The sequence below is a fragment of the Fodinicola acaciae genome (genome assembly GCF_010993745.1).
Lineage (GTDB): Bacteria > Actinomycetota > Actinomycetes > Mycobacteriales > HKI-0501 > Fodinicola > Fodinicola acaciae.
Window position 1 is genome coordinate 373,392 of record NZ_WOTN01000002.1, and the last position, 12,172, is coordinate 385,563.

At 67.9% G+C, this 12,172-nt stretch carries 13 protein-coding genes and 1 pseudogene; 4 read left to right on the top strand and 10 right to left on the bottom strand.

Translation table 11 applies throughout. From position 1 onward, the window contains the following. The 5 genes from GNX95_RS17055 to GNX95_RS17075 form a co-directional block, all read right to left on the bottom strand. The gene (locus GNX95_RS17055) at positions 1-1,677 is read right to left on the bottom strand and encodes a thiamine pyrophosphate-binding protein (protein WP_163508401.1); all 1,677 of its coding nucleotides are present in this window, start codon (positions 1,675-1,677) and stop codon (positions 1-3) included. Positions 1,678-1,689: 12 nt separating this feature from the next. Further along, positions 1,690-2,802 carry an NAD(P)/FAD-dependent oxidoreductase gene (locus GNX95_RS17060; protein WP_163508402.1) on the bottom strand — a complete coding sequence of 371 codons (1,113 nt, stop codon included), beginning with the start codon at positions 2,800-2,802 and terminating at the stop codon, positions 1,690-1,692. Next, on the bottom strand, positions 2,799-3,470 hold the full coding sequence (locus GNX95_RS17065) for an aspartate/glutamate racemase family protein (RefSeq protein ID WP_163508403.1): 672 nt from the start codon (positions 3,468-3,470) through the stop codon (positions 2,799-2,801). Before GNX95_RS17065 ends, GNX95_RS17060 begins: the two co-directional genes overlap by 4 nt. Continuing rightward, the gene (locus GNX95_RS17070) at positions 3,467-4,774 is read right to left on the bottom strand and encodes an MFS transporter (protein WP_163508404.1); all 1,308 of its coding nucleotides are present in this window, start codon (positions 4,772-4,774) and stop codon (positions 3,467-3,469) included. The genes GNX95_RS17065 and GNX95_RS17070 overlap by 4 nt, the downstream gene beginning before the upstream one ends. 425 nt (positions 4,775-5,199) lie before the next feature. Beyond that, positions 5,200-5,952 carry an HpcH/HpaI aldolase family protein gene (locus tag GNX95_RS17075; protein WP_163508405.1) on the bottom strand — a complete coding sequence of 251 codons (753 nt, stop codon included), beginning with the start codon at positions 5,950-5,952 and terminating at the stop codon, positions 5,200-5,202. Between the two features lie 37 nt (positions 5,953-5,989). Between GNX95_RS17075 and folK the strand changes: the two genes are divergently transcribed. From folK to GNX95_RS17090, 4 genes and pseudogenes are all read left to right on the top strand, one after another. Beyond that, positions 5,990-6,484, top strand: coding sequence for a 2-amino-4-hydroxy-6-hydroxymethyldihydropteridine diphosphokinase (folK, locus tag GNX95_RS17080; protein WP_163508406.1), 495 nt, complete (start codon positions 5,990-5,992; stop codon positions 6,482-6,484). 66 nt (positions 6,485-6,550) lie between these two features. Then, positions 6,551-6,682: pseudogene (locus GNX95_RS44045) on the top strand (hypothetical protein); the annotation flags it as partial. Positions 6,683-6,687: 5 nt separating this feature from the next. Further along, positions 6,688-6,885 carry a sigma factor-like helix-turn-helix DNA-binding protein gene (locus GNX95_RS17085; protein ID WP_222853720.1) on the top strand — a complete coding sequence of 66 codons (198 nt, stop codon included), beginning with the start codon at positions 6,688-6,690 and terminating at the stop codon, positions 6,883-6,885. Beyond that, positions 6,882-7,676 carry a hypothetical protein gene (locus tag GNX95_RS17090; RefSeq protein WP_163508407.1) on the top strand — a complete coding sequence of 265 codons (795 nt, stop codon included), beginning with the start codon at positions 6,882-6,884 and terminating at the stop codon, positions 7,674-7,676. Before GNX95_RS17085 ends, GNX95_RS17090 begins: the two co-directional genes overlap by 4 nt. Here GNX95_RS17090 and GNX95_RS17095 read toward each other — a convergent pair. The 5 genes from GNX95_RS17095 to GNX95_RS17115 are packed head-to-tail and all read right to left on the bottom strand — an operon-like array spanning position 7,673 to position 12,103. Then, on the bottom strand, positions 7,673-8,059 hold the full coding sequence (locus tag GNX95_RS17095; protein ID WP_163508408.1) for a RidA family protein: 387 nt from the start codon (positions 8,057-8,059) through the stop codon (positions 7,673-7,675). The genes GNX95_RS17090 and GNX95_RS17095 overlap by 4 nt on opposite strands. Further along, positions 8,060-8,887, bottom strand: coding sequence for an enoyl-CoA hydratase family protein (locus GNX95_RS17100; RefSeq protein ID WP_163508409.1), 828 nt, complete (start codon positions 8,885-8,887; stop codon positions 8,060-8,062). Continuing rightward, positions 8,884-9,606 (bottom strand): SDR family NAD(P)-dependent oxidoreductase, encoded by a 723-nt coding sequence (locus tag GNX95_RS17105; protein WP_222853721.1) that lies wholly within the window; start codon positions 9,604-9,606, stop codon positions 8,884-8,886. Before GNX95_RS17105 ends, GNX95_RS17100 begins: the two co-directional genes overlap by 4 nt. Positions 9,607-9,633: 27 nt before the next feature. Next, positions 9,634-11,274 carry a phytoene desaturase family protein gene (locus GNX95_RS17110; protein WP_163508410.1) on the bottom strand — a complete coding sequence of 547 codons (1,641 nt, stop codon included), beginning with the start codon at positions 11,272-11,274 and terminating at the stop codon, positions 9,634-9,636. A 10-nt stretch (positions 11,275-11,284) separates the two neighbouring features. Next, the gene (locus GNX95_RS17115) at positions 11,285-12,103 is read right to left on the bottom strand and encodes a PaaX family transcriptional regulator (protein ID WP_246281664.1); all 819 of its coding nucleotides are present in this window, start codon (positions 12,101-12,103) and stop codon (positions 11,285-11,287) included. Between the last annotated feature and the right edge of the window lie 69 nt (positions 12,104-12,172).

Here is a 12,172-nt window from a genome sequence, read left to right on the forward strand (position 1 = left end):
TCAGTAGACCGGTCGCTCGCGGTCACCGGCCAGCGCACGCGACCAGGCCGGCACCGGCGGCAGGTGGTCGATCAGGTGCGGCACCTCGACGTCGACGTAGACCGGCATGCGGTCCCGTACGGCCTCGCTGACCGCCTTGCGCACGTCGTCGAGGTCCGTCGCGCGTACGCCCCGGATGCCGGATGCCTCGGCGACCTTGGCCGCGTCGATCGTGCCCGGGTCGACGCTGAAGTAGCGCTGGCCGGTGTAGAGGTGCTGCAACATCTTGATCCAACCCATGCTGTGGTTGGTGAACTGGATGAAGACGATCGGCAGGTCGAGGCGTGCGGCGGTCTCCAGCTCACCGCAGGCCATCGCGAAGCTGCCGTCGGCGGTGAGCGCCAGCACCGGCTCGCCCGGCCGCGCGATCGCGACGCCGATGGCCGCCGGGATCGCGTATCCCATCGGCCCGTGGCCGCGCGGCACGATGACCGAACGCCCGGGCGCTTTGACCTTCCAATACGTCGCCACGTTCGGCGTCGGCGTACCGGGATCGGCCACCACCGGCACCTGACCGAGCACCTCCTGCGCCGCCTCGATCACCTCCTCCGGCAGCAGCACCCCGTCGTTTTTGCCGCAACGCCTCGTTACTGGCACTGGAGGACAGTAACGAGGCGTCGCGGCAGGTTGGCGGATCGCGTTGGCGAGCGAGGTGAGGGTGGTGTCGGCGTCGCCGACCAGGCGTACGGCATCGGGGTAGTTGCGGCCGGCGCGCGCGGGGTCGATGTCGATGGCGATGATCTTGGCCGTACGCTGAGGTGCCGTGAAGCCGTCGGTGTCCGTGGCGTTGGCGCGCGTGCCGACCAGCAGCACCACGTCGGCCTTGGCGAGGTGGTCGTTGACGGCCTCGTCGCCGCCGTTGTTGCCGGCGACGCCGATGCTCAGCGGATGGTCGTCGGCGATGACCCCCCGGCCGTGGATCGTCGTCGCGACCAGCGCCTGCGTCTTCTCGGCGAGCCGGCGCAGGCTGTCGTACGCGCCGGAGGTGTGCACGCCGCCGCCAGCCAGGATCGCCGGCCGCTCCGCGCCACTCAACATTTCCGCCGCCAGCTCGACGTTTTCCGGCACGGGACGGTCGTACGGAACGTCGGTCGCCAGACCGTCCAATGTGGATTCGTCGACAATTACTCGTTGGTCGAGCACGTCCTCCGGCAGGATCACCGCGGCCGGCGCCGGCCGTCCGGAGGTGATCTGCCGCAGCGCCTCGCGAACGGCGTTCGGGATGTCCTCGGCCGCGGTCACCCGCGTGCGCCATTTGGTGACAGCGCTGAAAAGCGCCTCCTGGTCGATCTCGGTCAGCGCGCCGGTGTCGCGGCTGCGCGTGTGGATGTCCGAGGTGATCAGCAGGACCGGGACGCCGGACGCGTACGCCTCGCCGAGGCCGCCGACCACGTACGTCGTGCCGCCACCACTGGACACCTCGACCACGCCGACGGTGTTCGTGACGCGCGCGTAGCCGTCGGCCATCGCGGCCGCGTGCCGCTCGTCGCGTGCCAGGACGTGCCGGATGTCCTTCGTACGCTCGTAAAGTGCGTCGTAGAAAACGACGCCGGTGTCGCCGGGCACGCCGAAAAGGTGCCGCACACCGGCCCGCACCAGGCACTCGACGAGCAGGTCAGCCCCCCGACCGCTGAACATCGATAGTCCTCCTTAGAAACGTACGCCTTCGGCGGCCAGCTCGGCGTCGCCGAAGCGCGACGGCCGCAGCCGGTCGAGGTCGATCGACGGCTTGCCGTCGAGCAGCCAACGCGCGATTTGTTCGCCGATCGCCGGCGACTGCATGAATCCGTGGCCGGAAAAGCCGGCCGCGGCCCACACGCCGTCGGTCACCGGCCCGACAATGCCGTGGTCGTCCGGCGTCATTTCCCGTAATCCGGCCCAACCGCGGACGATCTCGGCGTCTTCCATCTCCGGGATGCGGTGTGTCAACGCGCGGATCAGCGGCTCGGTCAGCGACCAGTCGACGGTCGTGTCGGTGCCTTCCGGCACGTCGCGGTCGTTGCCGCCGATGACGCCGCCGCTGCTGTCCGGATGGACGTACGCGCCGCTGCCGAGGTCGACGGTCAGCGGCAGCTCGGCGCGCAGCCACGGAAGTGGCGCGATCGCGAAGGCCTGCCGGCGGTGCGGTCCGACCGGCAGCTCGACGCCGGCCAGCCGGCCGGTGGCGCGTGCCTGCGGACCGGTCGCGATGATGACCGTCTCCGCCTCGATCCGGTCTTCCTTGGTGCGTACGGCTTTTCCCGGCTCGATCGCCACGACCTCGGTGTGCTGGCGGACGTCGACGCCGAGTTTTCTCGCCGCCTTCGCGAAACCAGCGGTCGCGTCGGCCGGTGATCCGGAGCCGTCGGTCGCGCAGTAAGCGCCGCCGAGCAGATCGTCGACCCGGATTTTCGGGTTGACGGCGGCGATCTCGTCCGGTGTGAGCAGTTGCGTCGGCACACCGTACGACCGCTGCATCCTGGCCGCCTCGGTGAAGGCCGTCAGCTGCTTCTCGTTGTCGAGCAGGAAAAGATAGCCGTGCTGGCGGAAGTCAAACGGTGAGCCGGTGTGTTCGGCGAAGTTTTCGAAGAACCGTACGGAGTCGCGCACCAGCTGCACGTTGACCTCGGAGGTGAACTGCTGGCGGATGCCGCCGGTCGCGTACGCCGTCGCGCCTTCGCCGAGCCGGCCGCGCTCCAGCAGCACCACGTCGGAGTTTCCGCGCCTGGCGAGGTGAAACGCGATCGAGGTGCCGACGACGCCGCCGCCGATGATGACGATCATGCGGCAACTCCGGCGCGCAGCCAGTCGATCATGGTGAGCGCGTCCCAGACCGGCAGGCCGGTGGCGGCGCGTACGGCACCGCCGTAGGGCGGCAGGTTCGTACACTCAAAGACGAAAGCGCCGATCGACGGGTCGTCTTGTGTCGCTTTCGTTGCCGCCGCGACGACTTCGGCCTCCGCGGTCGGCACGTCGAGGTCTTTCCGCTTGCCGACGATCATCGGATAGAAGTGTTCGGTGTGCTCCAAACCGACCAGGTTGACGCGCTCGGTGATGCCGACAGCAGCGAGGTGCCGGTCGGTCAGTGTCGACGCGTTGACCGTGAGGACACAGACTTTCTGCTCTGGTTTGAGCATCCGGAGCACCAGCGGCACCTGCAGCAGGCTCGAGGTCGCCACCGGCACGTCCTGCGTCGCCGCCAGCTCTTTCTGATAGATGGCCAAGAAACCGCAGCACGTGGTGATCGCGCGTACGCTCTTGTCGCGCAGCCGCGCTGCGGTGGCCTTCACCGCCTCGAGAAGACCGACGGCGCTCTGCTCGACGACCAACGTCGTCTCGGCACCGGGACACACGTCGTATGCGATCGGATAGGCAAAACTCCGCGGGTTGCCAATGTCGCCGACCGGCCGCGGCAGGTCGTTGTCGAGCATGATCACGCCGATGTCGGTCACGCCGCCTCCTCGCTGATGTCCTCACGATGTCGGTCGCGGATCAGCACAGCACACACCAGCGAGACGAGACAGCCGGCGATCACATAAAGCGAGACCGCCCGGGTCGTGCCGGTCGCGCTGATCAGCCAGGTCGCCACGATCGCCGCCGGCGCGCCGGAAATCACGCTGCACAGCTGATACGAGACCGACGCGCCGGTGTAGCGGACGCGCGTCGGAAACTGCTCGCTGTAGAGCGCGCCGTGCAGCGATCCGGCCGAGGAATGGCCGATGCCGAGGCCGATCGCCAGCGCGACCCAGATCAGCACCTCGCGTTGGGTGTCCATCAGCCAGAAGAACGGAAACGCATACGCGGCAAGGAAAACGACCGAGAAGAGGTAGACCGGCCGGCGGCCGAGCCGGTCGGAGATGGTGGCGAAGACCGGCATCGTCACGAACTCCACGGCCGCCGCGATCAACACACCGACCAGGGCCCAGCTGCGGGGCAGATGCAGCACGGTCGTCGCGTACAGGGAGGAATAGACGGTGAACAGGTAGTACGCGATGTTGGGGCCGCTCTGGATGAACGTCAGCAGGATCGTTGGTTTCGCGGCCGTACGGAACACTTCTACGATCGGCACCTTGGCCTTTTCGCTCAGCCGCTGGAAATGGATCGTCTCGGCCAGGCCGAAGCGGACGAACAGGCCGATCAGCAGGAGCACGGCGCTGAGCAGGAAGGGCACCCGCCACCCCCAGCTGTAGAACGCGTCGTCGGGAAGTGCCGAGAACAGGCCGAAAAGTCCGGAGGCGAGCAGCTGGCCGGCCGGCACTCCCATCTGCATGCCGACCGCGTACCGGCCGCGGCTGCCCGGTGGCGCGTTCTCGATCGAGATCAGCGCCGCGCCACCCCACTCGCCGCCGAGCCCGATGCCCTGCAGCATGCGCAGGATGATCAGCAAAATCGGCGCCGCGAGGCCGATTTGCGCCTGTGTCGGCAGCAGACCGATCAGGCAGGTGCCGCCGCCCATCAGCAACAGCGTGAGGATCAGTACGCGCTTGCGGCCGAGCCGGTCACCGAAATGGCCGAAGATGATGCCGCCGACCGGTCGCAGGACAAACGCCACCGCGAACGTCGCCAGCGACACGATCGTGCCGACCGTCGGACCGAGATTGGCGAAGAACAGCTTGGGAAAGACCAGCGCCGCCGCGCTGCCGTAGAGGAAATAGTCGTACCACTCGACGCTGGTGCCGACGAAGCTCGCCACCGCGGCCCGGCGCGGTGAGTTGCCTTTCACCGCCGGTCCAGCGTCCGCCACCCTGACCGTCATCCGCGCCTCCTGCCGGGCACCTCCCCGTGCTGGCTCTGACCGCGGTGACTCTACTCTGCATGCAGGTCTGCATACAAGTCTTGAAAGTGGGGTGGGGGTGGGTTCTTTGAGTTGCGTTTTGGGAGGTGGGTGCGTTTTTTGGTTGTTGCGGGCGCCGACGGGGAGAACGAGCAAGCCGGGTCACGTATGGGAAGCAACCCGTCAGGCTGGATGCCAGCACAGCGTCTGTAGCGCTAAATGTCTATCTTGCCGGTTTGTGGTTTGGTGGCAGGGCCTCCTTACGTGCGTCTGACGCACGTATGGGGGCCATGCGAACATCCCGGGGTGGCTGGGGTGGTGCTGGTGTGACTGGCAATGCGGGTGAGGTGGACGGACCGCGTAATACCTGGCTAACAAGATATTATGCCGACATTGGTACGAGCGGATCAGGAGTGTGCGGCTTTCAGGTGTGCGGTGGCGGCCTGTTCCAGGTGGGCCAGGTCGTTGCTGATCGTCGTGATCGTGAAGCCGCGTTCCAGCCAGCGCGCCGCGTCCTCGCCGCTCTGGCAGTGCATCGCGCAGGCCAGGCCGTTCTTCTCGGCGGCGACCAGGATACGGTCGACGGCCTCGTCGAAGGCCGGGCGTACGGCCGGGTCGCCGGGGAAGCGGCCGCCGACGCCGAGCGTCAGGTCGGCCGGGCCGACGTACAAGCCGTCCAAACCCGGCGTCGCGCAGATCTCGTCGAGATTGCGCAGGCTCTCGGCGGTCTCGATCATCGCGAGGCAGACGATCTCGCGGTTGGCGTCGGCCGGCTCCGGGCCGATGCGCAGCGACGAACGGAAGGGCCCAAAGCTGCGGATGCCGTCCGGCGGATAGCGGCACGCGCGCGCGGCGATGGACGCCTCCTCGGCGGTGTTGACCAGCGGTACGATCACGCCGCGCGCGCCGGTGTCGAGTGCCTTGCCGATCCACATCGGATCAGCCGCCGGCACGCGGATCAAGCCGGCGGAGGCGCCGACCGCGTCGATCGCGGTGATGGCGGCCAGCCACGCGCGCGTGTCGAGCAGACCGTGCTGTCCGTCCAGCGCCACGTAGTCATAGCCGATGCCGGCGATTCGCTCGGCGGCCGGCGCGTTGTCGGTGACGATCCAGTAACCGACCAGCTTCTCGCGGCCGCGTACTCGTTCGGCGAAGGTCATAGCCGACCCTAACCCGCCGGTGGAGCATGATCGAGGGATGAGCAAAGCGGTGTTGTCGCTCGGCGCGAACCTCGGAGACCGGCTGCGTACGCTGCGCGAGGCACTGGCCGGCATCGGCCCCGCGCTGGTGCGCGCGTCCAGCACATACGAGACGCCCCCGTGGGGTGACACCGACCAGCCGGCGTACGCCAACGCCGTCGCGATCGTCGACGACCCGGCGGTCGACGCGCACGGCTGGCTGACTTTGGCCCAGCGGCTGGAAAACTCGGCTGGTCGGGTCCGGGACCCGGATCGCCGCTTCGGTCCTCGTACGCTCGACGTCGACGTGATCGCCGTCTGGTCGGACGGTGTTCCGGTCGTCCAGGACGACCCGGCGCTGATCCTGCCGCATCCGCGTGCGCATCTGCGCGCATTCGTGCTCGTGCCGTGGCTGGAGATCGATCCGGCCGCCGAGCTGCCGGGACACGGGCCGGTCAGCGGCCTCCTCGACGGGCTCGCCGACGACATCGCCGGCATCCACAAGCTGGCTTGACGCAACCTTTCCGCCGCCTGACCGCGTAGTGGTCTGTGAGTGGGCCGTCAGAAAGGCAAGCGGGGAATGTCGGGTGACGAGGAGTTCACCGAGTTCGTACGACAGACGTCAGGTCGGCTCCTGGCGACCGCGTACGCGCTCACCGGCGACCGGGGTCGAGCCGAGGACCTCACGCAGGCCGCCTATGCCAGGACATACGTGGCGTGGTCGCGCATCCGCGCCGACGACGCCGCGAACGCGCGGTCGTGGTGTTGCGCTACTACAACGACATGTCCGAGGCGGAGGTCGCCGAGACCCTCGGAATCAGTGTCGGGACGGTCAAGTCGCAGGCGTCCCGCGCACTGGCGAAGCTGCGCGCTCACTCGGCCAGCGAAAGCGTGCCGACAGGGGAGAGCCGATGACAGATTTCGAAGACGACGTACGAGCGGCGTTGTCCACGATCGAGACCGAGCGGCCGCTCGATCCGGTCGGGGTTATCAAACGAGGCAGGAAAATTCGTACGCGCCGCCGCGTGCTCGCCGGGTTGGCGGCGGTCGCGGTGGTCGGTGCGGCGGCGGTCGTGCCGAGGCTTGGCGCCACCACGGTGACCACCAGCGCGTCCGATGACGCGTCGCGGTCGTATGTGTGTCCGGCGCCTGGCGTCGCGCGGAAGCCGGCGCCAGGTTCGGTGCCGCTCAAGGAAATCAAGGTGAGTAACCTGGTTCCTGCGGTGCCGGCCGGCGACGCCATCTGCACCGGCGCGTTCGACAGCAAAGGCGAGGCGATCATCTTTTTCGTACGTACAAACGGCGATCCGACCAAGTTCACCATCTGGGAAGGCAGACGCGATGCGGCCGGCGAGTACTTCGGCTATTTTCGCGGCGAGGACTACAATTTGACCAGCGGATCCGCCGACCTGAAACCTGGTTTTCACATCCTGCTCGGCGACGGTTTCAACAACTTCGTCTTCGGCTATTACGCCGGTCCGGCGGCTGAGGTGGAGTTCATCGCGCAAGGCCGGAAGATGGACACGCACGTCCAGAAATGGAGTGAGAATCCGGATGTGCGGTTCGTCTGGTTCCGCATTCCGTCCGGAGTCGACCCCGACAGGATCTACGACACCATCTATCGCAAGCCTGGCGACGTGAAGATCACCGTACGAGACACAGATGGGAACGTGCTGCCGCTGGGCAACGTGACCATCGCCGGCTAGAGCACCGCGGTGGCGATGATCTCGACCATCGCCTGAGGGTCGAAAAGCTCGCTGACACCGAGCAAAGCCATGGCCGGGTAGTGCCGTCCCAGGTGGGATCGGTAGACCCGGCCAAGTGCTTTCAACGATCCGCGGTATGCCGCCATGTCGGTCGTGTAGATGACCATCGATGCGATGTCCTCCGGTTTTCCGCCGGCGGCGGCCAACGCGGTGACCACATTGGACAGCGCGCGGTCGAACTGGCCGACGAGGTCGTCGCCGACGATCTTGCCGGACGAGTCCTGCGCGGTCTGGCCGCCGAGATAGACCGTACGACCTGCCACCGTCGCGTGGGAAAACCCCACGGCCGGACCGAGAGCCGGCGGATTCACCATCTCGTGCATCTAACGGCCCTGCCAGCGCGGCGGCCGTTTGCCGGTGAAAGCCGCGTGAAACTCGCGATAGTCCTGGCCGTTCATCAGCAACGCCTGGGTCGTCGCGTCCAGTTCCAGAGAAGCCGACAGGCTCATGTCCAGCTCGCGGGTCAACACCGCCTTGGTCGACGCGTACGCCTGAAACGGTCCGTCGGCCAGCCGGCGCGCCAGATCGCCGACCCGGCTGGACAACTCACCGTCCGGCACCACCTCGGTCACCAGGCCATATCGCTCGGCGGTCGTCGCGTCGACGGTGTCGCCGAGCATCAGCAGCTGTGTCGCGCGGCCGACGCCGACCATCCGCGGCAGCAGATACGCGGCCCCCATGTCAGCGCCGGACAGGCCGACCTTGGTGAACAGGAAGGCAAACCGGGCGGCTGGGGTGGCGATCCGGAAGTCCGAGGCCAGTGCCAGCACGGCGCCGGCTCCGGCGGTCATGCCGTGCAGGGCGGCCACGATCGGGATCGGACACTCGCGCATCGCGCGTACGACCTCGCCGGTCATCCTGGTGAAGGACAGCAGCTGGTCGGTCCCCATCCGCAGCGTCAGGCCGATGATGTCGTCGACGTCGCCGCCGGAGCAGAATCCCTTTCCCTCACCACGCAAAACCAGCACGCGCGTGTCGTTTCGGTGCGGCAGCTCGGCAAGCAGGTCGCGCAGGTCGGCATATGCCTGGAAGGTCAACGCGTTGAGCTTGTCCGGCCGGTTGAAGGTGAGCGTGGCGACGTTGTCGGCGCGCTCCAGCCGGAAATGTTTCCATTCCTCGGTGAATCCCACCGAACCGCGGAACGGGCTCATAGCTGCAGGCCTCCTCCGTCCAGGACGAGCGACTGGCCGTTCACGCAGCCGGCCTCCTCACTGGCGAAATACGCTACCGCGCCAGCGACCTCGGCGGGCTCGATCAGCCGACCCAACGGCGACGCCGACGCCAGTGCCTTTTCACCGTCTTTGCCAGTGCGCGACTCGATCAGCGCGATCGACCGGTCGGTCATCGGTGTGCGTACGAAGGCCGGACACACCGCGTTGCTGGTGATGCCGCTGCCGGCGACCTCCGCGGCCAACGCGCGTACGACGCCGAGCATGGCGTGTTTCGAGGCCGTGTAAGCGGTCGTGTAGCGCGCGCCGACGTGCGACGCGGTCGAGGCGACCGCGACGATCCGGCCCCAGCCAGCAGCGCGCATCTGCGGCAGGAAAGCCTGTGACACCAACAAAGCGCTCATGGCGTTCGTACGCAGCTGCGCGTCCCAACTGTCCACAGTGGTCTTTTCGAAGCGCGCGGTGTCGGCCATGCCGGCGTTGTTGACCAGCACCGCCACCGAGTCGAGCTTTCCGGCCAGCTCGGCCACCTGCTCCGGATCCGTGACATCGCAGTGAAAGCCGGTGATGCGGTCGTCGTCGTACGCGGCCGCGGCGCGACTGACGGCCGCGACGGCATAGCCGGAGGCGGCCAGCCGCCGGCAGACCGCCCGCCCGATCCCGCCGGAACCGCCGGTGACGACCGCAACGCGCACGCTCACGAACGTATCACGCTTTCGTTATTGTCGTCACTGACGCGCTATACGAAGGTTGTCGATCCGGTCCCTGATCTGCTTCAACGGCGGCGGAGTGGTCAGCGCGGTGGCCACCAGATGTCCGGATCCGCCGCCAAGACCAGGCCCGGGATGCGTCGACGCACCGATGTGCCAGAGGTTCTCGACCGGCGTGCGATGCGCGCGAGCGGACGGCAATGGCCGCCAGAACAGCATCTGGTCCAGCTCACAGGAACCGCCGTACGGATCGCCGTGACGCGCGTTGAGGTTGGCCGCGGCCAGATCGACCGGTGTGATGATCTTCTTACCGAGCACCAGCTCGTCCAGCCCCGGCGCGTGTTTTCCGATGCGCTCCAACACTCTTCGCGCGTAGGCCTCGGCCAGCTCGTCGGTCCAGCCGGCGGAGGTGTCCAGCTCGCCGGCCGCGTCGCCGACCGGCGCGTACGGCACCTCCTGCAGCTGGATCCACAGCGCGGCCGCGCCTTTGGGCACCCGCGAGGGATCCAGCACGTCCTGCCGGCCGAGCACCACGGTCGGCGCGGCCGGCAGCAGGCCGGCTTCGGCCTGGGCGCAGGCGATCCCGGTGCTCGCCGAGCCGTCGGTGAAATGCACCATCGGCACCTTCGCCAGCCGCTCGTCCCGCCAGGCCGGCGGCGCCGACAGCGCCACGTGGATCTGCATCGCGCCGCGGCCATAACGAAACCGCGCCGCCTCTTTCCGTAGCGGCTCCAGCTCGGCGATTTTCACTTTCTCCGCCGGCATCAGCTCGGTGTAGAGCGCGTCAGGCGTGACCGAGGCCAGCACCGCTCGGCTGGCCGACAGCCGCTCCTCGCCGAGCCGCACGCCGATGGCTTTTCCAGCGGCGACAACGATTTCGTCGACCGCCTTGCCGAGGTGCAGTCGTACGCCGAGCTCGTCGAACAACTTTTCGAAGGCGGAGAGGAAGTTGCCGGCGCCACCGACGGCGACCGGCATGCCGGCGCCGTGCAGGCTGGCCGCCAGCAGCGGCTCCATCAGGCCACCCATCGCGTGGTCCGGCGACAGGCCGGCGTGCAGCAGCCATGGCGCGTAAAGATGGTCGACCTCCTGGCCGGCGAACCGCCGGCGAGCCCACGCGCGTCCGCTGGACATGGTCGTACGCAGCACCGACTCCAGGCCCTCGCGGTCGGATCTGCGCCACAGGCCGGCGAAGCTTTTCAGGCTGCCAGGCGAGATCGGCTCACTGGCGAGGAATCCACCGACCATCGGCAGCTGCTTTTCCAGCTCCTGCAGCATCGCCAGATATTCCGCGCGGTCGGCCGGCTCGGTGAGGTCTTCCGCCGTACGCTCAGGATCGCGATAGGCGATGCTGATCCGGCCGTCGTCGGCGACGCTCGCCGTCACCGCGCCGTCGGTGTTGCGATATTCCAGGCCGTGCCGGTGCAGGTCCGCACCGAGCGCCGCGTATCCGCCGCCGGTCAGGAAAAGCGGATGCCACGACGAATACGTGTCGTGCACATAGCCGGGGACGGTCAGCTCGCCGGAGGCGATGAAACCACCGATCCGCTCACCGCGGTCGACCAGCGCCACCGACCAGCCGGCCTTGGCCAGCTCGGCCGCGGCGATCATTCCGTTGATGCCGGCGCCGATCACGATCGCATCGGTCTGGCTCACCATGTCCGCACTCCTAGTTGGCGATCACGGCGTCAAGGTGACGCCTGGCCGGTTTCTCCAGTTTTTCGCGTACGCCGGTGAAAAGCTCGGCGGCCTTGGCGCCGTTCCAGCCGGCCGGCAGCAGGTCGGCCGGCAGGCCGGGGTCCAGATACGGCAGCCGGCGCCATTCGGTCAGGATCGGCACGTAGTCGGCGAAAGCCTCGCGGTCGGTGCCGTCCCGCCGCCGGCTCCACCGCCGCCACGCCGGTTGCGCGCTGGCGAGAAAGTCCGCGTACGAGTCGTGCAGCCGGTCCAGATCCCACCAGCTGCCGATTTTCTCGCGCAGATCGGAGTTTCGATAGTGCGCGCCGAAAAACTCCACGTATGGTGTGAGATCCAGCCGGTCGACCAGTTCGTGCGCGCTGGCTTCCAAATGGGCCGGCGCGATCCAGACGCCGGGCGAGACCGTGCCGAAGCCGAGCCGGCTCAGCTGCGTACGCAACGTGTGCCGCTTGTCGCGCTCGGACTCCGGCACCGAGAAAACCGCGAGCAGCCAGCCATCGTCGGCGGCTGGCCGCGGTGGCGCGAAGATCCGCTGGTCGCCCTCGTCCAGGATGTGCCGCGCCGACTCGGAAAGCGCGTATCCGGCCGCGCCGCCGACCTTCTCCGCGGTCAGCATGCCGCGCCGTTTCAACCGCGACACCGACGACCGTACGGCCGGCTCGTCGATGCCGAGGTCGGCGAGCAGCCGGACCAACGCGGCCACCGAAAACCACCGGCCGGCCTCGCGGCCGTCCAGTCCGTGCAGGCCGTACAGCGTCACGATCAGGTGCCGCGGTTGCGCTTCGGTCACATCCGTCACGATAACGGCTGCTCCGGGGTTCGCGCGCACATAGCGTTCTCTTGACTGTCGTCACGGATC